Below are 17,822 nucleotides of genomic sequence, written 5' to 3' on the forward strand. Positions count from 1 at the left end.
AGGTGCGCATGGCCGCCAAATCGTTCGATGTCGTCGTGATCGGGGCCGGCCCCGGCGGGTATGTGGCCGCGATCCGGGCCGCGCAACTGGGGCTGAGCGTTGCCGTGGTCGAACGCGAACACCTGGGCGGTATCTGTCTGAACTGGGGCTGCATCCCGACCAAGGCGCTGCTGCGCTCGGCCGAAGTGTTCCACCTGATGCACCGCGCCAAGGAGTTCGGGCTGAAGGCCGAGGGCATCGGCTATGACCTGGACGCGGTGGTGAAACGCTCGCGCGGGGTGGCCAGGCAACTGACCGGCGGTGTCGGGCACCTGCTGAAGAAAAACAAGGTCACCGTGATCATGGGCGCGGCGACGATCCCCGCCAGGGGCAAGGTCAGCGTCAGGACCGACAAGGGCACCGAGGAACTGACCGCCCCGAACATCATCCTCGCCACCGGGGCGCGGGCGCGCGAATTGCCGGGGCTCGAGGCCGATGGCGATCTGGTCTGGGCCTACAAGCACGCGCTGCAACCGCCGCGGATGCCGAAAAAGCTGCTGGTCATCGGCTCGGGCGCGATCGGGATCGAATTCGCCAGCTTCTTTAACACGCTGGGCGCGGATACCACCGTGGTCGAGGTGATGGAACGTATCCTGCCGGTCGAGGACGCGGAAATCAGCGCCTTCGCGAAAAAGCAGTTCGAAAAGCAGGGCATGACGATCCGCGAAAAGGCGACGGTCAAGCAACTGGATCGCGCCAAGGGCAAGGTGACCGCCCATATCGAACAGGGCGGCAAGACCGAGAAACTTGAATTCGACACCGTGATTTCCGCGGTCGGCATCGTCGGCAATGTCGAGGGGCTGGGGCTGGAGGAACTGGGCGTCGAGATCGACCGCACCCATGTGGTGACCGACGCGTTCTGCCGGACAGGCGTCGAGGGGCTGTATGCCATCGGCGACGTGGCCGGTGCGCCATGGCTGGCGCACAAGGCCAGCCACGAGGGCGTGATGGTGGCCGAGATGATCGCCGGCAAGGACGTGCACCCGGTCAGGCCCGACAGCATCGCCGGCTGCACCTATTGCCACCCGCAGGTGGCCAGCGTCGGCCTGACCGAGGCGCAGGCGAAAGACGCGGGCCATGACATCAAGGTGGGCCGCTTTCCCTTTATCGGCAACGGCAAGGCCATCGCCCTGGGCGAGCCCGAGGGCATGGTGAAAACCGTGTTCGACGCGAAAACCGGCGAATTGCTGGGCGCGCATATGGTCGGCGCCGAGGTGACCGAGCTGATCCAGGGCTACGTGGTGGGCCGGGAGCTGGAAACCACCGAAGCAGAGCTGATGCACACGGTGTTCCCGCATCCGACGCTGTCGGAAATGATGCATGAATCCGTTCTGGATGCCTGGGGCCGGGCGATCCATTTCTGAGGTCCTGACGCCCGCGGCAAAACGAAGGGCGCCGGAGGGTCCGGCGCCCTGTGAATTGGTCGGGGCGCTTAATGGGCGATCATTTCGTGCACGATCTCCTCGCCGCTCAGGGAGGAGGGGTAATAGGTGGGCCAGTTGGTCACTTCTTCCAGCAGGGCAGCGCGGTCGTTGCCCCAGTAGAGGTGAAAATGCCCCGCGTCGGTCGGTGCGATGGCGTGGTCGCTGAACTGGACGAATTGCGGCGCGTCCGCATCGCCCGCCGTTTTCTCGAAGATATAGCGCACGCCGCGATTGCCCTTCTTGTAGGTCAGCACCTCGTACCCGTCCGAGGCATATTGCCCCGAAACCGGGCCGGCATCGCCGTAGAAAGTAAAGGTTTCGCCCTCGATCGTGATCCTGTCCACGTCGGTGCGATAGCCGATGGCGTAATAGTCGTGATAGGCGTCGGCGCTGCGGTCGCCGTGCTCGGCCTTGTGCGCCATCACGGGGGCCAGTGTGCCGTCCTCAAGATAGGGATAAACCGACTGCCAGTCGCCCTGCCAGTCGGCCAGCGTGCGGGGTTTGATCTCGTCATCCTCGAAATAGCCGTTGTAGATGCGCTCGGCCACCTCATCGTGGCTGTGCGAATGGTCATGCGCGTGGCTGTGGTCATGATCCGTGTCGGAGCTTTGCCCAAGGGCCTGCGTTCCGATGATCAGGGCTGCACCGATTGCAATCGCGCCAAGGGGGCGGGGGATCTGCATGTTTCCATCCTCGTTTTCTGTTCACAGAGATTCGATATGCTATAACATAACAAATATGGATTAATCGGATCGGTTCCGGCTGACAAGGGGGCCTTGCCATTGAGTTTCGCGCATGGATACCCAAGTGATGCGCATCCCGCCGCCTTTGCGCGGATCGAGCGGCCCTGAACCTCTGGAAAATGACGGCCCCTGTCTTTTGTTTCTTTTTTGTTCTCATTTTTCGGTTGGATACCGGGCCGCGCTCAATTAAGTTTTCCGCAACACTCCCGGGAGTCTGTCATGGCGGATCTGAAACAGATCGAAGTGCGCGGTGCGCGCGAACATAATCTCAAGAATATCGACGTCGATATTCCGCGCGACCGGCTGGTGGTGATCACCGGGCTTTCGGGCTCGGGCAAGTCGAGCCTTGCCTTCGACACGATCTATGCCGAGGGGCAGCGCCGTTATGTCGAAAGCCTGTCGGCCTATGCGCGGCAGTTCCTCGACATGATGGAGAAACCGGATGTGGATCATATCAGCGGCCTCAGCCCCGCGATCTCCATCGAGCAAAAGACGACCTCGAAAAACCCGCGCTCGACCGTGGGCACGGTGACCGAGATTTACGATTATCTGCGGCTGCTCTTCGCCCGCGTCGGCACGCCCTACAGCCCCGCCACCGGCCTGCCGATCGAGGCGCAGCAGGTGCAGGACATGGTCGACCGCGTGATGGCGATGGAGGAGGGCACGCGCGCCTACCTGCTGGCCCCCATCGTGCGCGACCGCAAGGGCGAATACCGCAAGGAATTCCTGGAACTGCGCAAGCAGGGTTTCCAGCGCGTCAAGGTCGATGGGCAGTTTCACGACCTGGACGAACCGCCCACGCTGGACAAGAAATTCCGCCATGACATTGACGTGGTGGTGGACAGGATTGTCGTGAAAGAGGGGCTGGAAACCCGGCTGGCCGACAGTTTCCGCACCGCGCTGGACCTGGCCGACGGGATCGCGGTTCTGGAAACCGCCCCGCGCGAGGGCGAGCCGGAGCGCATCACCTTCAGCGAGAATTTCGCCTGTCCCGTCAGCGGCTTCACCATCCCCGAGATCGAGCCGCGGCTGTTTTCCTTCAACGCGCCCTTCGGGGCCTGCCCGGTATGCGACGGGCTGGGGATGGAGCTGTTTTTCGACGAACGGCTGGTGGTGCCCGATCAGAACCTGAAAATCAGCGATGGCGCCCTGGCGCCCTGGCGCAAGGGCAAAAGCCCCTATTTCCTGCAGACGATCGAGGCCATCGCCCGGCATTACGAGTTCGACAGGAACGCGAAATGGAAGGATCTGCCCGCCCATGTGCAACAGGTGTTCCTGTTTGGCTCGGGCGACGAGGAAATCCAGTTCCGCTATGACGAGGGCGGGCGCGTCTATCAGGTCAGCCGCGTGTTCGAGGGCGTGATTCCCAACATGGAACGCCGTTACCGCGAAACCGACAGCAACTGGGTGCGCGAGGAATTCGAACGCTACCAGAACAACCGCCCCTGCGGCGCCTGCGGCGGCTATCGCCTGCGCGACGAGGCGCTGGCGGTCAAGATTGCCGGGCTGCATGTGGGGCAGGTGGTCGAAATGTCGATCCGCGAGGCCCATGACTGGTGCGCCTCGGTGCCCGAACACCTGACGAAGCAGAAGAACGAGATCGCCCGCGCGATCCTCAAGGAAATCCGCGAAAGGCTGGGTTTCCTGAACAATGTCGGGCTGGAATACCTGACGCTCAGCCGCAGCGCGGGCACCCTGTCGGGCGGCGAAAGCCAGCGTATCCGGCTGGCCAGCCAGATCGGCAGCGGGCTGACGGGCGTGCTTTACGTGCTGGACGAACCCTCCATCGGACTGCATCAGCGCGACAATTCGCGGCTTCTGGATACGCTCAAGAACCTGCGCGACCAGGGCAATACCGTGCTGGTCGTCGAACACGACGAAGAGGCGATCCGCGAGGCCGATTACGTCTTCGACATCGGCCCCGGCGCGGGCGTGCATGGCGGGCAGGTGGTCAGCCAGGGCACACCGGCGCAGGTGGCGGCCGACGCGGCCAGCCTGACCGGGCAATACCTGTCGGGCGCGCGCGAAATCGCGGTGCCCACTGAGCGGCGCAAGGGCAACAAGAAGAAGGTGACGGTGGTCAAGGCCACGGGCAACAACCTGAAAGACGTGACTGCCGAGTTTCCGCTGGGCAAGTTCGTCTGCGTCACAGGCGTGTCGGGCGGCGGGAAATCCACGCTGACGATCGAAACGCTGTTCAAGACCGCCTCGATGCGGCTGAACGGCGCGCGCCAGACGCCGGCCCCCTGCGAGACGATCAAGGGGCTGGAGCATCTGGACAAGGTGATCGACATCGACCAGCGTCCCATCGGCCGCACCCCGCGGTCGAACCCGGCCACCTATACCGGCGCGTTCACGCCGATCCGCGACTGGTTCGCCGGTCTGCCCGAGGCCAAGGCGCGCGGTTACAAGCCGGGGCGCTTCAGCTTCAACGTCAAGGGCGGGCGCTGCGAGGCCTGCCAGGGCGATGGCGTCATCAAGATCGAGATGCATTTCCTGCCCGATGTCTATGTCGAATGCGAAACCTGCAAGGGCGCGCGCTACAACCGCGAAACTCTGGAAATCCGGTTTAAAGGCAAGAGTATAGCCGATGTTCTTGATATGACGGTCGAAGAGGCGCAGGAGTTCTTCAAGGCGGTGCCGTCGATCCGCGAAAAGATGGATGCGCTGGTGCGCGTCGGGCTTGGCTATATCAAGGTGGGCCAGCAGGCCACCACCCTGTCGGGCGGTGAGGCGCAGCGCGTCAAGCTGTCCAAGGAGCTGGCCAAACGCTCGACCGGGCGCACGCTCTACATCCTCGACGAACCCACCACGGGGCTGCATTTCGAGGATGTGCGCAAGCTGCTGGAGGTGCTGCACGAGCTGGTCGAGGCGGGTAATACCGTGGTGGTGATCGAACACAACCTCGATGTCATCAAGACCGCCGACTGGATCATCGACATCGGCCCCGAGGGCGGCGATGGCGGCGGCGAGATCGTGGCCACCGGCACGCCCGAGGACGTGGCCGGGGTCGAGCGCAGCCATACCGGGCGCTATCTCAAGCCGATGCTGCGGGCGGGCAGGGTGGCGGCGGAATAGCCGCCGCTCAGTTCAGGATCGCGGCCGCGGCGCCGATCAGGTCCAGCACGACCTTGGTGTCACGATCCACCCGCAGCACCTGGTCGCCGATACGGTAATAGGTTTCGTGCGGGTCAAGGCCCCAGCGGCCGGGGTCGCGGATGACGATGTAATCGCCCGTCACCCGGTCGCCCACGCGATAGCCGGATTTCGCCAGCCCGGGCGGCACGCAGGCGGGGCTTTTCCTGGCAAGGCCGGGCGGGCAGCCCTTGGGTCCTGCCTGGGCGGGGGAAAATCCGGTGGCCATCAGGGCGGCAAGCCCGATGGCAAGGTATTCTGCGCGGGTCATGCGGGGCCTCCTTGCGGTGTGGTCACAAGGATAGGCCGGGCCGCTGGCCCTGGCCACCGCGCGGGCGGCGCACAGGCAAAAGGCCGCCCATCGGGCGGCCTTTCATCGGGTGTAGCCCGCTTACCCGGTCTTGCAGGTGTTGATCCCGAGAAGCGAGTAAAGCAGGCAGGACCCCATCAGCCCGGTGGCCAGCGGAACGACACCGATCCACATCCACCAGCCATAGCCCATGAGCGCGCCGATGATCAGAAGCACGCCGATGACGACGCGAACGATACGGTCGATATTGCCGACATTCTTGGTCATGTGATGTCCTTTCGGAACTGTATGCGATATTTCTGATATGATAGGCGAATTGCCCGTCATGCGCCATGTCATTTTGACGCGGGCGCGCTCAGCGCGTGCCCAGCAGGATCGAGAACAGCCCGATCATGGCAAGGATCTCGCTGCTGTTGTTGTCGACCCGGACGACGCGCTGGTTGACCACGCGGTACCGTTGCCCGTGCGGCAGGGGCGGCAACCGGCGCAGTTGCGCGGGGCTGAGCGCGCGGCCGGGCAGGGGGCGCTGCACGCGATGCCGGGGCGCCGGCCCCCAGTCGCGCCGCCCGTCCCGGCCGATACGGCTGGCGCCGTGATCCTGCCGGTAGGCGGGCTGGTATGCCCGGCGGCCCGGGCCGTCATGCCACTGGTGCGATTGCACGTGCCGGGGCTGTTTGCCGTAATCGGCCGCCATTGCGGCGGGGCTGAACCCGACAAGAAGAGCGGCGGCAAGGATGGCTGTACGTTTCATCTCGAAGTCCTTTCGCGGTTTGCGGTGCGGTTCGAGAGGTGAAACGGCACAGCCCCGCCCATCCGTTGCGGGCGGGGCTCACGTTCGCGTTATGACCGGGCGATCAGCCCCGGTGGCGCTTTTCAAAGCGCGGCAGCATGGCGCTGAAATCCATGCCGCGGCCGCCCTCGTCCTCGACGAAGCGGCGATACAGCTCCAGCGCGGCCTGGCCCATCGGGGTGTCGGCATCCGCCGCCTCGGCGGCCTGTTGCGACAGGCCCAGATCCTTGAGCATCAGCTCGGCCGCGAAACCGGGCTTGTAATCGTTGTCGGCGGGCGATTGCGGCCCGACGCCCGGCGCGGGGCAATAGGCGTTCATCGTCCAGCTATAGCCCGACGAGGTGCTGACCACGTCGAACATCTTTTGCCGGTCCAGCCCCAGCTTGTCGGCCAGCGCGAAAGCCTCGCAGGTGGCGATCATGGTGACGCCGAGGATCATGTTGTTGCAAATCTTGGCGGCCTGGCCTGCGCCCGCGTCGCCGCAATGCACGGCCTTCTGGCCCATGATGTCGAACAGCGGTTCGGCCCTGGCGAAGGCATCGGCGCTGCCGCCGCACATGAAGGTCAGCGTGCCCGCCGTGGCCCCGCCCACGCCGCCCGATACCGGCGCGTCGACAAAGCCGAGCCCCGCCTCCGTGGCCTGTCCGGCCACCGCGCGCGCGCTTTCGACATCGACAGTCGAGCAATCGACCAGCGTCGCGCCCTTGTCCATCGCGGGGATCACCTCGCCCGCGACGGTGCGCAGGATCTGGCCGTTGGGCAGCATGGTGATCACCACGTCGGCCCCTTTGGCGGCCTCGGCGCCGCTGGCGGCCTGTGCCACGCCCTCGACCGTGACGCCGGCGGCGTCAAAGCCCGTCACCTCGTGCCCGGCGGCGACGAGGTTGGCGGCCATCGGCGCGCCCATGTTGCCCAGTCCGATGAATCCGATTTTCATTGCTCAGTTCTCCTCCTCGAAGGTCAGGGTATCGGCGCCAAGCGGCGCCAGCATGGCGGTCACATCGGCCCGGCTCACGCCGTCCAGCGCGTGCCGCCACTGCGGGTTGCGGTCCTTGTCGATGATCGCGGCGCGGATGCCTTCCAGGAAATCCGCATGTTCCATTGCGCGCCAGGTAAACCGGTATTCCATGTCCAGGGCCGCGCGGATGCCGTCTGCGTCACGCAGGCGGCGCACCATCTCGATCGTGCAGGCCATCGACAGCGGCGCGTTGCGCGTCATGGATTTCAGCGCCGCCGCCGCCAGTTCGCCCCCGTCGGCGCGCAGGGTGTCAAGGATGTCGGCCAGCGTGTCGCCCGCGAACAGCGCGTCGATCTGCGCCGCCTGCGGGGCAAGCGTGCCCCCGGGCGGCGTGGTGGCGGCATCCGCGACGATACCGGCATCGCCCGTCGCGCACAGTTCGGCGATCAGGGCGGGCCAGTCGGCCTCGGGGATGTAGCTGTCGGCAAACCCGGCAAGGATCGTGTCGGCCGGTCCCAGCCGTGCGCCGGTCAGGCCCAGGTATTCCCCCAGCCGGCCCGGCGCACGCGCCAGGATCAGCGAGCTGCCCACATCCGGCACCAGCCCGATGCTGCATTCCGGCAGGGCGATCTGGATCGTGTCGCCGACGATGCGGTGGCTGCCATGGCAGCCGATTCCCACGCCGCCGCCCATGGAAAAGCCCTGCATCAGGCTGACCACCGGCTTGGCATATTCGAACAGCGCGGCATTCATGCGGTATTCGTCGGTCCAGAAGCGGTGCCCGTAGGCGTAATCCCCCGCCACCCCCGAGCGGTAGAGCGCGGCGATATCGCCGCCCGCGCAGAACGCCTTGTCGCCGGCGGCGTCGATCACCACCAGTTTGACCGCATCGTCCTGCGCCCAGTCGCGCAGCGCGGCATGGATCGCCAGCGCCATGTCATGCGTCAGCGCGTTCAGCGCCTTGGGCCGGTTCAGGGTGATACGGCCGGCATGGCCTTCGGTTCGGATGTCGATTTCGGTCATCGGATATATCTCTGTTGGGCGCAATGTCGGGCGGCGATGCCCGGCGGCAGGCCGGGCCGCGCCCGACCCTCCCCCTGCGGGGGCGCATTGTCAACGTCATGTGCCGGCGCGGCGCCACGGGTGAAACGGGCGCCGCGCATCGGTCTCAGCCCCGGTCGGCCAGCATCTGCCGGCTGACGATCAGGCGCATGATCTCGTTCGTGCCTTCGAGGATCTGGTGCACGCGCAGGTCGCGCACGATCTTTTCCACCCCGTAATCGGCCAGGTAGCCATAGCCGCCATGCAGTTGCAGGCACTGGTTGGCCACGTCGAAGGCGTTGTCGGTCACCAGCAACTTGGCCATCGCGCAGAATTTCGTGGCATCCGGCGTGCCGTTGTCCAGCTTCCACGCGGCCTGCCGCAGGAAGGTGCGCGCCGATTCCAGCTTGACCTCCATCTCGGCCAGGCGGAATTGCAGCGCCTGGAACTGGTCGATGGTTTTGCCGAAGGCCTTGCGCTCGCCCATATAGGCCAGCGTCAGGTTCAGCGCCTGCTGTGCGCCGCCAAGCGCGCTGGCCGCGATGTTCAGCCGCCCGCCATCCAGCCCCGCCATCGCATAGACGAAACCGCGGCCTTCCTCGCCGATCAGGTTGTCCAGCGGCACCATGCAATCGTCGAACTGAACCTGCGCGGTGGGCTGGCTGCGCCATCCCATCTTGTCCTCGAGCCCGCCATAGGACAGCCCGTCGGCCCCCGATTCCACCACCACGGTGGAAATGCCCCTGGGCCCGTCATCGCCGGTGCGCACCATGGTGACATAGGCATCGGAATAGGACCCGCCCGAGATGAACGCCTTGGTCCCGTTCAGCCTGTAGCCTTCGTTCGTCCTGTCCGCGCGGGTGCGCAGCGCGGCCGCGTCCGAGCCCGAGCCGGGTTCGGTCAGGCAATAGGAAAACACCTTTTCCATGCTGCACAGGTCGGGCAGCCATTTCTGCTTGGTCTCGTCGCTGCCGAACTTGTCGATCATGCCGCCGCACATGTTGTGGATCGACAGGAACGACCCGACCGAGGGGCAGGCCATCGCCAGCGCCTCGAACACCAGCGTCGCGTCCAGCCGGCTGAGGCCGGAGCCGCCGTAGTCCTCGGACACGTAGATGCCGCCAAGGCCCAGCTCGGCCACGCGGGGCCACAGCTCCCTGGGGATGGTGCCCTGTTTTTCCCAATCCTGCGCGTGGGGTGCGATATGTTCCTGCCCAAAGGCAAAGGCCATATCGAAGATCGCTGTCTGCTCCTCGCTCAGCGCATAGTCCATCAGTCTCCTCCCGGGATGCGGCGAATTGAACGGCTGTTTAATTTCCGATCCTTACAACAGTTTTTCAGGCAGGGAAAGCAGCCTACAGATCGGCGTGAAACTCGTCGATCAGATGCGCCACCACCGCGCGCATGGCATCCCCGTGGTCGCGGCCGGTTTCGCGGGCGCGGGCATAGACACCGCGTTGCTGGCTGGCGGAATTGCCCGCCCGCACGATGGCGCGGGTGTTTTCGACCTCGGCCAGCGCCCCCAGCGCCTGCGCGTCGTCGGCGACCAGCGCGATCAGCTCTTCGGCCAGCGTGTCGTAGGGGACGATTTCACGGATGCCGAAATCGATCAACCCTTCGGTCAGGCCGTATCGCTGCGCGCGCCAGCGGTTTTCGTTGACAAGGAAGGCGTCGTAGATCCGCCACCGCTGGTTGGTCAGGCTGAGCCGCCACAGCATCCGCGTCAGCGACTGGATCAGCGCGGCCAGCGTCAGCGTGGTTTCCAGCCGGGGCGAGACATCGCAGATCCGCGCCTCGATCGTCGGAAAGCGGGACGAGGGGCGCAAATCCCACCAGATCTTGCTGGCGTCCTCGATCACCTCAAGTTCGGTCAGCGCCTGCACCGAGCGTTCGAAACTGCCCCAGCCCTCCAGCCGTGGCGGCAGCCCGGTGCGCGGCAGGTTGTCGAACACCGTCAGCCGGTAGGATGACAGCCCGGTGTCCTCGCCCTGCCAGTAGGGCGAAGAGCAGGACAGCGCCAGAAGGTGCGGCAGGAAATAGACCAGCTGGTTCATCAGGTCGATGCGCTGGTCCTTTGCGGCGATGCCCACATGCACATGCATCCCGCAGATCAGCATCCGCCGCACCACGCCCGCCAGGTCCTGGCGCAGGTCGTTATAGCGGTCCTTGTCGGTGTGGTGCTGGTCGCGCCAGTCGGCAAAAGGATGGCACGAGGCCGCGATGGGCGCGAGGTTGTAATCGGCCGCGATGCGCGCCACCGTGCTGCGCAGGTGGCGCAGATCCTCGCGCGCCTCGGCGACATTGGCGCAGACGCGGGTGCCGATCTCGACCTGGCATTCCAGGAACTCGGGGCTGAACTGCCCTTCCAGCGCGGCGGCACAGCGTTCCATCAGCCCGTCCGGGGCAGGGGAGAGCGCCAGGCTGTCGCGGTCGACCAGCAGGTATTCCTCTTCCACGCCGATGGTGAAATCGGGTTGCGCGATGACCATCGGCTGTCCCTCCCTGTGCCGGGCTGTGCGGGCAGTTCAGCACGATCCGTCCCGGTTCGGCAAGCATGGGGGCAAAAAAGAAACGGCCCCCGAGGGGGCCGCTTCGTAATTTCGCATCGCGTTGCCGTAAAGGCTTACGCGGCTTTCTTGCGGCGGCGCAGCGCGGCCATGCCGCCAAGACCGGTCAGCAGAAGCAGGCCGCCGGCGGGCAGCGGAACGACGGCTGCTGCAGCGGTGACGTTGGCATAGATGCCCAGCGTCGAGGTGCCGTTTTCGGGGTTGAACCACAGGCCACCCGCGAACGTTCCGTCGCTGCCACCGACCAGGCTGGCCGAGAAACCGTCCAGCGTCAGGCCTTCGCCCAGATCGAGGGGCAGGGTCCAGCCGAAGTCAAAGCCACCGAGAGCCACGGCAAAGATCTCGTCGCCGGTGGGGTTGGTGGTGTTCTCGATGGTGAACTTGACCTCTTCGCTGCCGGTATGTGCCGAGGGCGAGCTCAGCATCAGGTCGATCACGGCTTTCGCGGTGAACTCGTCCGGCGTGATATCTTCCGGCGAGCTGGCATTGTACCAGGTCAGGCTGCCGACCAGGTATTGACCCGCGCCGCTGGGCACGTTGTGCGAGAAGCTTTCGTCATTGATCGTCAGCGAGCTGCGCGCAGGGTTGCTGTGGTTATGGCCATCGGTTTCACCGGGCCATTCGAGGGTCGAGGTGCCAAGGCCGCTTGCGCCATCAACACCGCCGGTGCACCAGAACAGGAACGAACTCGTGCAGGTGTAGCCGCCGTTCTCATTCGTGAATTCACCGCTGCTGCTGCCCGACAGCGTGGCAGCCGAGGCTCCGGTCGCCATCGCCGCCGTGAACAGGCCGGCCAAAAGAAGTTTTCCCAATTCCATATCGAAATCCTTTCGAAATCTTGTTCGTGTCAATAAGGCAGCTTGTTTCCGGCGCAGGTTCCAGACGTAACTGTCCCTAAGTCTTCCGGTCGCGGGTCACGACCCTGTGATACGCTGCCATAATCCTGCCCGCTTTCCAACATAATCATGAGAATTCAGACCGCTGCCGCGAGGAATGTGGGCAAAATTGTGGATAAGCCCCGGATTGTCGGAAACAATCCGTGGAGAACCCTGGTTCGTGCCGATTTATGGAAACAATGGGGCCTGATCTGGCGTGTATCCGCAATGCGTATACATCCCTGGGTTTTGCCCGGGCAATACCGTCCATAGCCTGATTCGACGCGGATTCACATCCATTCCGGCCGATCCCCGCCGGACCGGCCAGAACCTGCCGGCCACCGGAGCGAAAACGCCCGGCTCTCCTGCGACGCGCGCCAGGGTTGCGCCGCAATGCATCTGTATGTTTTGATTGGAGCTATTCTCGAAAGCACATTTTCAACAGGAGGGCCATTTCATGCCCAGCGAAAACCGGGTCGCCGTGGCGGTCATTCACGGCATGGGAAGCCAGGGCGACAAGGCCCAGGGCAACGATCAGATCAGTTTCTCGGCCGATCTCTATCGCGGGTTGCGCAGCCGTATCGGCGCCGCGCGGTTCGACCGGCTTGTCGGCTGGCGCGAAATCTTCTGGGCCGACATCCTGCAGTTGCGCCAGCAGGAATACATCGACGACGCGCTGGCGGGTGAGGCGCGCTGGATGAAGACGCGCGAATTCGTGATGCACCGGCTCGCCGATGCCGCGGCCTATCGCTATGAAAGGGACCCGAACGCCTTTGTCTATCCCGCGGTGCATGACCGTGTCCGCGCTGCCATCGCGCATCTGGAAACCGTCACCGGCGCCGGGGTGCCGCTGATCGTGCTGGCGCATTCGCTGGGCGGGCATATCATGTCGAACTACATCTGGGACATGCAGCACGGGCATACCGACGCCCCGACGCCGTTCCAGCGGTTCCAGACGATGGCGGGCATGATCACCTTCGGCTGCAACATCCCGATCTTCACCTTCGCCTATCCCCGCGACAAGGTGCAGGCCATCGCCCGCCCGGGCACGCATATCCCCCCGGGCCGGCAGCTGACCCCCTGGTGGCTGAGTTTCAACGACCGCGACGATCCGCTGGGAATGCCGCTGCGCCACGCGGGCGACGGGTACAGGGCGCTTTACGACTCCGGCGAGCTGCGCGAGCACTGGATCGACACCGGCAACATCTTCACCTCGTGGAACCCGGCCTCGCATAACGGGTACTGGAAGGATGCCGATTTCCAGCAGCCCGTGGCCGGGATGATCGAGGCCGCGATGCGGATCGGGTCGCTGGCGTGAACGGGGGGGCGACGTTAATGCCCTCGTTTCGGGCAGTTATTGTCTCTGATGTTTTGTCAATGCCAGACTTGATGGGGGATTGTTTTCAGATTCTGAGATTGTTGGGGTAAATACATGAAATAAGGCGACAATACGGCACGGGCTTGCTAAGGGGGAACGAACCCGCGTCAGGATGTTTGGACGGGGGAATGGTAGTTATCAGATGGGAATTGAATACATGTTCAGGAAAATCGTTCTGTCCGCCGCGTTCGCCGTTGGGGCCGTAAGCGCTGCACAGGCAGCGACCTATACGTTCGACTTCACGGTGCCGCGCGCCGATAATCAGGAGGCGCAGTATTACACCTCGAACGAGGATGCCAGTTTCGGCGTGACGGTCGAAGGTTTCTATTACAGCCTGCTCGGCTCGTCCTACGTTCAGGGCGGAGCGATCGACGTCGATTCCAATTCCTACGGGCTGATCAGCCAGAACGGCTGGGACGAGCATCACACGATCGACAGCTGGGGCAGTGACGAGTCGATGAAGTTCACCTTCGACAATGGCGCACTGGTCACGCTGACCAATATCGTCATCAGCTGGGCGGAAGGGTATGGCTGGTACGACCTGTTCGGCGACGACAGCCTTATCGGCTCGTCGCGCTTCGGGACGCCGGCCTCGTCGGATGAATATAACAGCTTTGCCGTCGGCACGCGGACGCATTCGATCTATTATCACAGGACCTGCGGCAACCGGTTCTCCGGGTACTACAACTGCTCGTACACGGATTACAAGGAATCCGGTATCAAGATCGAATCCATCACTGTGGAATATACCGCGCCGCCCAGTGTCGTGCCGCTGCCCGCAGGCGCACCGCTGCTGCTTGGCGGTTTTGGCGCGCTGGCCTTCCTGCGCCGCCGCAAATCCGCCTGAGCGGGACCGCGAGACAAAGGTAAAGGCGCCGTTTTCCGGCGCCTTTTTCTTTTATCCGGCCGGCGATCCGTCTTTGGCCCCTTCGGCATCGCCTGTTCTTCCCGGTCCGGGCAAACGCGGTGCGTTAGCGACCCGAAGGATCGGAGCCGCGGATGGTCGTGTAGAACAGATGGTCCGGGCCAAACAGGGTGTCGAGCGTTCCGCCGGGGATCGTGCAATGCTGCATGACCTCGTCCTCGCTTTGGCACAGGCGGACATGGATGCCCCCGACGGCCTTCGCGGCAATGGCGAACATATGCGCCATTCCATATTTCCAGCTTTCCCGCGTCAGGATCACAAGGCGCAACTCGTGCCCCTCGCACGCAAAGATGGATCGGAGCCAGTCGGTAAACCCGAGCACCTCGGTAAAGCGGGCATCATATTGATCGGCCTCGCGGGTGTCGATCAGGGCGACACAGTCAAATGGCGGGGTGTCGTTGTCGAGGATCGTGGCCGTCGCCACATCCCTCATCTGAACAAGGGAGACCTGTCCATGAAACCGCAACAGCGTAAGCTTCAGGTCGTTCCGAAGGTAGAACCCGATCATCGTGCAACCCAAACCCAGACATTGCGCGGGTCGCCGGGATCGTTGCGGAAAGGGACCATGGCGCACCATGGTCCCTATAGGCTGTTTTGTCGCTTCAGTCCATGGCCTTGAAGTTGAATTCGCCGCCTTCCTTGATGCCCGAGGGCCAGCGCGAGGTCACCGTCTTGGTGCGGGTGTAGAACTTGAACGCGTCCGGCCCGTGCTGGTTCAGGTCGCCGAAGGCCGATTTCTTCCAGCCGCCGAAGGTGTGATAGGCCAGCGGCACCGGGATCGGCACGTTGATACCGATCATGCCGATATTGATCCGGTTGGCGAAATCGCGCGCGGCGTCGCCGTCGCGGGTGAAGATCGCCGTGCCGTTGCCGTATTCGTGGTCCATCGCCAGGCCGACCGCCTCTTCGTAAGAGGCCGCGCGCACGGTCGACAGGACCGGGCCGAAGATCTCTTGCTTGTAGATGTCCATGTCGGGCGTCACGCGGTCAAAGAGGTGCGGGCCGACAAAGAACCCGTCCTCGTACCCCTGCAGGCTGAAATCGCGGCCATCGACCACCAGCTCGGCGCCCTGGTCCACGCCCGACTGCACCAGCCCGAGGATCTTTTCCTTGGCGGCAGCCGTCACCACGGGGCCGTAATCCACGTCGTCACCGGCGGTGTAGGGCCCGACCTTCAGCGCCTCGATGCGCGGCACCAGCTTTTCGATCAGGCGGTCGGCGGTCTCGTCGCCCACCGGCACGGCCACCGAGATCGCCATGCAGCGTTCGCCCGCCGCGCCATAGCCCGCGCCGATCAGCGCGTCGGCGGCCTGGTCCATGTCGGCGTCCGGCATGATGATCATGTGGTTCTTGGCGCCGCCGAAACACTGCACCCGCTTGCCGTTCGAACAGCCGCGGCCATAGATGTATTCGGCGATCGGGGTCGAGCCGACGAAGCCGATCGACTGGATCACCGGATGGTCGAGGATCGCGTCCACCGCTTCCTTGTCGCCGTTGACGACCTGCAGGATGCCCTTGGGCAGCCCGGCCTCTTCCATCAGTTCCGCCAGCATCAGCGGCACGGACGGGTCACGCTCGGACGGTTTGAGGATGAAGGCGTTGCCGCAGGCGATGGCGGGCGCGAACATCCACATCGGGATCATGGCCGGAAAGTTGAAGGGCGTGATGCCCGCGGTCACGCCCAGCGGCTGACGCATGGAATACATGTCGATGCCGGGGCCGGCGCTGTCGGTGAATTCGCCCTTCAGCAGTTGCGGCGCGCCGATGCAGTATTCCACCACTTCCAGGCCGCGCTGCACGTCGCCCTTGGCGTCGGGAAAGGTCTTGCCGTGTTCGCGGCTCAGCGCCTCGGCCAGCTTGTCCATGTCACGGTTCAGCAGATCGACGAATTTCATCATCACCCGCGCGCGGCGCTGCGGGTTGACCGCGCCCCAGGCGGGCTGGGCGGCGGCCGCCACCTCGACCGCGCGGGCCATTTCGTCGGCGCCGGCCAGCGGGCATTTCGCCTGCACTTCGCCGGTGGCGGGGTTGTAGACATCCGCGAAACGGCCGGACGTGCCTTTGACATGTTCGCCGTTGATGTAATGGGTCAGTTCCTGCATGGGATTCCTCCTCTCGATGCTGGGCGCAGGATAGGCTTGCAAATTTCCCGGCGATAGGGGCAAGTTTCCAAAAAGGCATTGCAAAAATGCATGGAGGTGCCGGGCATGACCAGCAACGATCTGCATTGGGACGATCTGCGCATCTTCCTGGCGGTGGCGCGCAGCGAAAGCCTGTCGGGCGCGGGCAAGATCCTGCGCGTCGACCCGGCCACCGTCGGCCGCCGCATTGCCCGGCTCGAGGAACGGATGGGCGCGCCGCTGTTCGCCAAGTCACCACAGGGTTACGCGATGACCGATGCGGGCCAGCGCCTGCTGGTCCATGCCGAGCGCGCCGAACAGGCGCTGGCCGGCGCGCTTGAGGAAGTGCGCGGCCAGCCCGGCACGCTGTCGGGCCAGATCCGCATCGGCGCACCGGATGGCTGTGCCAATTACCTGTTGCCGCAGGTCTGCATGCGGATCATGCAGGACAACCCCGACCTGGAGGTGCAGATCGTCGCGCTGCCGCGCGTGGTGAACCTGTCCCGGCGCGAGGCCGACATGGCCATCGCCGTCAGCCCGCCCGCCACCGGCCGGCTGCTGGTGCAGAAGATCACCGATTACAGGCTGCATCTTGCTGCCGCGCGCAGCTACCTGGACCATCACCCGCCGATCCGGGCGCTGGACGACCTGCGCGGCCACCGCATCATCGGCTATATCCCCGACATGATCTTCGACAAGGAGCTGGATTACCTGCACGAGATCGGGGTCGAGAGGGTGGCGATGGCGTCGAACTCGGTTCCGGTGCAGTTCAACTGGGTGTGCCAGGGCGGCGGCATCGGGGTGGTGCACGATTTCGCCATCCCCTCGGGGCAGGGTATCCGCAGGATATTGCCCGACCTGATCAGCCTGACGCGCAGCTTCTACCTGATCCGCCATGCCGACGACCGGCGGCTGGAACGGCTCAACCGTTTCGCGGTGGCCCTGTGCGACGGGCTGAAGGCCGAGGTTCAGCGGCTCGAAGCGCAAAGCTGAGCACGCGACTTGACAGATTGTCGCATCCCGTGGACGCTGGATTTCCACGCATAGCTACGGGAGGAACGTCACATGCTGGTCCACCAGATCCTCAAGTCCAAGGGCGACGGCACCGTTTTCACGGTCAGGCCCGGAACGCTGGTGTCGGATGCGGCGCAGGTTCTGGCCGAACGGCGGATCGGGGGCCTCGTGGTGTCGAAGGACGGCAAGTCGGTCGACGGTATCCTGTCCGAGCGCGACATCGTGCGCAGCCTGGCGCTGCGCGGGGCGGTCTGCCTGTCCGAGGCGGTCGACGACATGATGACGCGCAACCCGTCCTGCTGTTCGCGCAACGACACCGCCGACGACGTGCTGCAACGGATGACCGACGGGCGGTTCCGCCACATGCCGGTGACCGAGAATGCCGAGCTGGTGGGCATCGTCACCATCGGCGACGTGGTCAAGGCGCGGCTCGAGGAACTGGCGATGGAGCGCAACGCGCTGGAAGGCATGATCATGGGCCACTGAGGGCCCGGTCAGGGCGG

General features: G+C 64.5%; 17 protein-coding genes. 6 read left to right on the forward strand and 11 right to left on the reverse strand.

What is annotated here, in order from left to right; genetic code table 11:
• The first annotated feature begins 8 nt into the window (after nucleotides 1-8).
• Nucleotides 9-1,403 (forward strand): dihydrolipoyl dehydrogenase, encoded by a 1,395-nt coding sequence (gene lpdA / locus F3H87_RS13915; RefSeq protein ID WP_149787497.1) that lies wholly within the window; start codon nucleotides 9-11, stop codon nucleotides 1,401-1,403.
• A gap of 68 nt (nucleotides 1,404-1,471) precedes the next feature.
• Here the strand turns inward: lpdA and F3H87_RS13920 are convergent, their stop codons facing one another.
• Nucleotides 1,472-2,146, reverse strand: coding sequence for a ZinT family metal-binding protein (locus F3H87_RS13920; RefSeq protein WP_149787498.1), 675 nt, complete (start codon nucleotides 2,144-2,146; stop codon nucleotides 1,472-1,474).
• A 279-nt stretch (nucleotides 2,147-2,425) separates the two neighbouring features.
• On the opposite strand from F3H87_RS13920, the gene uvrA reads away from it, so the two are divergent.
• Entirely contained in the window at nucleotides 2,426-5,284 is a 2,859-nt protein-coding gene (gene uvrA, locus F3H87_RS13925; RefSeq protein WP_149787499.1) for an excinuclease ABC subunit UvrA, read from the forward strand.
• A 7-nt stretch (nucleotides 5,285-5,291) separates the two neighbouring features.
• Here uvrA and F3H87_RS13930 read toward each other — a convergent pair whose 3' ends face one another.
• The 8 genes from F3H87_RS13930 to F3H87_RS21980 form a co-directional block, all read right to left on the reverse strand.
• Nucleotides 5,292-5,612: an excinuclease ABC subunit A gene (locus F3H87_RS13930; RefSeq protein WP_223228070.1), complete on the reverse strand. Its 321-nt coding sequence runs from the start codon at nucleotides 5,610-5,612 to the stop codon at nucleotides 5,292-5,294.
• 120 nt (nucleotides 5,613-5,732) lie between these two features.
• Nucleotides 5,733-5,918: a YgaP family membrane protein gene (locus tag F3H87_RS13935; RefSeq protein WP_149787500.1), complete on the reverse strand. Its 186-nt coding sequence runs from the start codon at nucleotides 5,916-5,918 to the stop codon at nucleotides 5,733-5,735.
• An 88-nt stretch (nucleotides 5,919-6,006) separates the two neighbouring features.
• The gene (locus tag F3H87_RS13940; RefSeq protein WP_149787501.1) at nucleotides 6,007-6,402 is read right to left on the reverse strand and encodes a hypothetical protein; all 396 of its coding nucleotides are present in this window, start codon (nucleotides 6,400-6,402) and stop codon (nucleotides 6,007-6,009) included.
• Nucleotides 6,403-6,505: 103 nt separating this feature from the next.
• Complete coding sequence (gene mmsB, locus F3H87_RS13945) at nucleotides 6,506-7,378, reverse strand: 3-hydroxyisobutyrate dehydrogenase (protein WP_149787502.1); 873 nt, start codon at nucleotides 7,376-7,378, stop codon at nucleotides 6,506-6,508.
• A 3-nt stretch (nucleotides 7,379-7,381) separates the two neighbouring features.
• The gene (locus tag F3H87_RS13950) at nucleotides 7,382-8,422 is read right to left on the reverse strand and encodes an enoyl-CoA hydratase/isomerase family protein (protein ID WP_149787503.1); all 1,041 of its coding nucleotides are present in this window, start codon (nucleotides 8,420-8,422) and stop codon (nucleotides 7,382-7,384) included.
• A gap of 145 nt (nucleotides 8,423-8,567) precedes the next feature.
• Complete coding sequence (locus F3H87_RS13955; RefSeq protein ID WP_149787504.1) at nucleotides 8,568-9,713, reverse strand: acyl-CoA dehydrogenase family protein; 1,146 nt, start codon at nucleotides 9,711-9,713, stop codon at nucleotides 8,568-8,570.
• 82 nt (nucleotides 9,714-9,795) lie between these two features.
• Entirely contained in the window at nucleotides 9,796-10,929 is a 1,134-nt protein-coding gene (locus tag F3H87_RS13960) for a carboxylate-amine ligase (RefSeq protein WP_149787505.1), read from the reverse strand.
• A gap of 134 nt (nucleotides 10,930-11,063) precedes the next feature.
• Nucleotides 11,064-11,825 (reverse strand): choice-of-anchor K domain-containing protein, encoded by a 762-nt coding sequence (locus F3H87_RS21980; RefSeq protein WP_223228071.1) that lies wholly within the window; start codon nucleotides 11,823-11,825, stop codon nucleotides 11,064-11,066.
• Nucleotides 11,826-12,339: 514 nt separating this feature from the next.
• Between F3H87_RS21980 and F3H87_RS13970 the strand changes: the two genes are divergently transcribed.
• Together F3H87_RS13970 and F3H87_RS13975 are read left to right on the forward strand one after the other, a co-directional pair.
• Complete coding sequence (locus F3H87_RS13970) at nucleotides 12,340-13,200, forward strand: hypothetical protein (RefSeq protein WP_149787506.1); 861 nt, start codon at nucleotides 12,340-12,342, stop codon at nucleotides 13,198-13,200.
• Nucleotides 13,201-13,417: 217 nt separating this feature from the next.
• Entirely contained in the window at nucleotides 13,418-14,107 is a 690-nt protein-coding gene (locus F3H87_RS13975; RefSeq protein WP_188129165.1) for a VPLPA-CTERM sorting domain-containing protein, read from the forward strand.
• 124 nt (nucleotides 14,108-14,231) lie between these two features.
• Here the strand turns inward: F3H87_RS13975 and F3H87_RS13980 are convergent, their stop codons facing one another.
• On the reverse strand, nucleotides 14,232-14,693 hold the full coding sequence (locus F3H87_RS13980) for a hypothetical protein (RefSeq protein ID WP_149787508.1): 462 nt from the start codon (nucleotides 14,691-14,693) through the stop codon (nucleotides 14,232-14,234).
• A gap of 94 nt (nucleotides 14,694-14,787) precedes the next feature.
• Entirely contained in the window at nucleotides 14,788-16,287 is a 1,500-nt protein-coding gene (locus F3H87_RS13985) for a CoA-acylating methylmalonate-semialdehyde dehydrogenase (RefSeq protein ID WP_149787509.1), read from the reverse strand.
• Nucleotides 16,288-16,392: 105 nt separating this feature from the next.
• Here F3H87_RS13985 and F3H87_RS13990 point away from each other — a divergent pair, with 105 nt between their 5' ends.
• On the forward strand, nucleotides 16,393-17,298 hold the full coding sequence (locus tag F3H87_RS13990) for a LysR family transcriptional regulator (protein WP_149787510.1): 906 nt from the start codon (nucleotides 16,393-16,395) through the stop codon (nucleotides 17,296-17,298).
• A gap of 72 nt (nucleotides 17,299-17,370) precedes the next feature.
• Nucleotides 17,371-17,805 carry a CBS domain-containing protein gene (locus tag F3H87_RS13995; protein ID WP_149787511.1) on the forward strand — a complete coding sequence of 145 codons (435 nt, stop codon included), beginning with the start codon at nucleotides 17,371-17,373 and terminating at the stop codon, nucleotides 17,803-17,805.
• Nucleotides 17,806-17,822 lie beyond the last annotated feature (17 nt).

The sequence above is a fragment of the Lutimaribacter pacificus genome (assembly GCF_900142185.1).
Taxonomy (GTDB): Bacteria; Pseudomonadota; Alphaproteobacteria; order Rhodobacterales; family Rhodobacteraceae; genus Lutimaribacter; species Lutimaribacter pacificus.

What these genes read in the sequence shown, in the direction of transcription:
- F3H87_RS13920 (WP_149787498.1), bottom strand. Translation starts at nt 2,146, where the DNA reads ATGCAGATCCCCCGCCCCCTTGGCGCGATTGCAATCGGTGCAGCCCTG.
- F3H87_RS13940 (WP_149787501.1), bottom strand. Translation starts at nt 6,402, where the DNA reads ATGAAACGTACAGCCATCCTTGCCGCCGCTCTTCTTGTCGGGTTCAGC.
- F3H87_RS13935 (WP_149787500.1), bottom strand. Translation starts at nt 5,918, where the DNA reads ATGACCAAGAATGTCGGCAATATCGACCGTATCGTTCGCGTCGTCATC.
- lpdA (WP_149787497.1), top strand. Translation starts at nt 9, where the DNA reads ATGGCCGCCAAATCGTTCGATGTCGTCGTGATCGGGGCCGGCCCCGGC.
- F3H87_RS13975 (WP_188129165.1), top strand. Translation starts at nt 13,418, where the DNA reads ATGTTCAGGAAAATCGTTCTGTCCGCCGCGTTCGCCGTTGGGGCCGTA.
- F3H87_RS13960 (WP_149787505.1), bottom strand. Translation starts at nt 10,929, where the DNA reads ATGGTCATCGCGCAACCCGATTTCACCATCGGCGTGGAAGAGGAATAC.
- F3H87_RS13950 (WP_149787503.1), bottom strand. Translation starts at nt 8,422, where the DNA reads ATGACCGAAATCGACATCCGAACCGAAGGCCATGCCGGCCGTATCACC.
- F3H87_RS13985 (WP_149787509.1), bottom strand. Translation starts at nt 16,287, where the DNA reads ATGCAGGAACTGACCCATTACATCAACGGCGAACATGTCAAAGGCACG.
- uvrA (WP_149787499.1), top strand. Translation starts at nt 2,426, where the DNA reads ATGGCGGATCTGAAACAGATCGAAGTGCGCGGTGCGCGCGAACATAAT.
- F3H87_RS13980 (WP_149787508.1), bottom strand. Translation starts at nt 14,693, where the DNA reads ATGATCGGGTTCTACCTTCGGAACGACCTGAAGCTTACGCTGTTGCGG.
- F3H87_RS13970 (WP_149787506.1), top strand. Translation starts at nt 12,340, where the DNA reads ATGCCCAGCGAAAACCGGGTCGCCGTGGCGGTCATTCACGGCATGGGA.
- F3H87_RS13955 (WP_149787504.1), bottom strand. Translation starts at nt 9,713, where the DNA reads ATGGACTATGCGCTGAGCGAGGAGCAGACAGCGATCTTCGATATGGCC.
- F3H87_RS13995 (WP_149787511.1), top strand. Translation starts at nt 17,371, where the DNA reads ATGCTGGTCCACCAGATCCTCAAGTCCAAGGGCGACGGCACCGTTTTC.
- mmsB (WP_149787502.1), bottom strand. Translation starts at nt 7,378, where the DNA reads ATGAAAATCGGATTCATCGGACTGGGCAACATGGGCGCGCCGATGGCC.
- F3H87_RS13990 (WP_149787510.1), top strand. Translation starts at nt 16,393, where the DNA reads ATGACCAGCAACGATCTGCATTGGGACGATCTGCGCATCTTCCTGGCG.
- F3H87_RS21980 (WP_223228071.1), bottom strand. Translation starts at nt 11,825, where the DNA reads ATGGAATTGGGAAAACTTCTTTTGGCCGGCCTGTTCACGGCGGCGATG.
- F3H87_RS13930 (WP_223228070.1), bottom strand. Translation starts at nt 5,612, where the DNA reads ATGACCCGCGCAGAATACCTTGCCATCGGGCTTGCCGCCCTGATGGCC.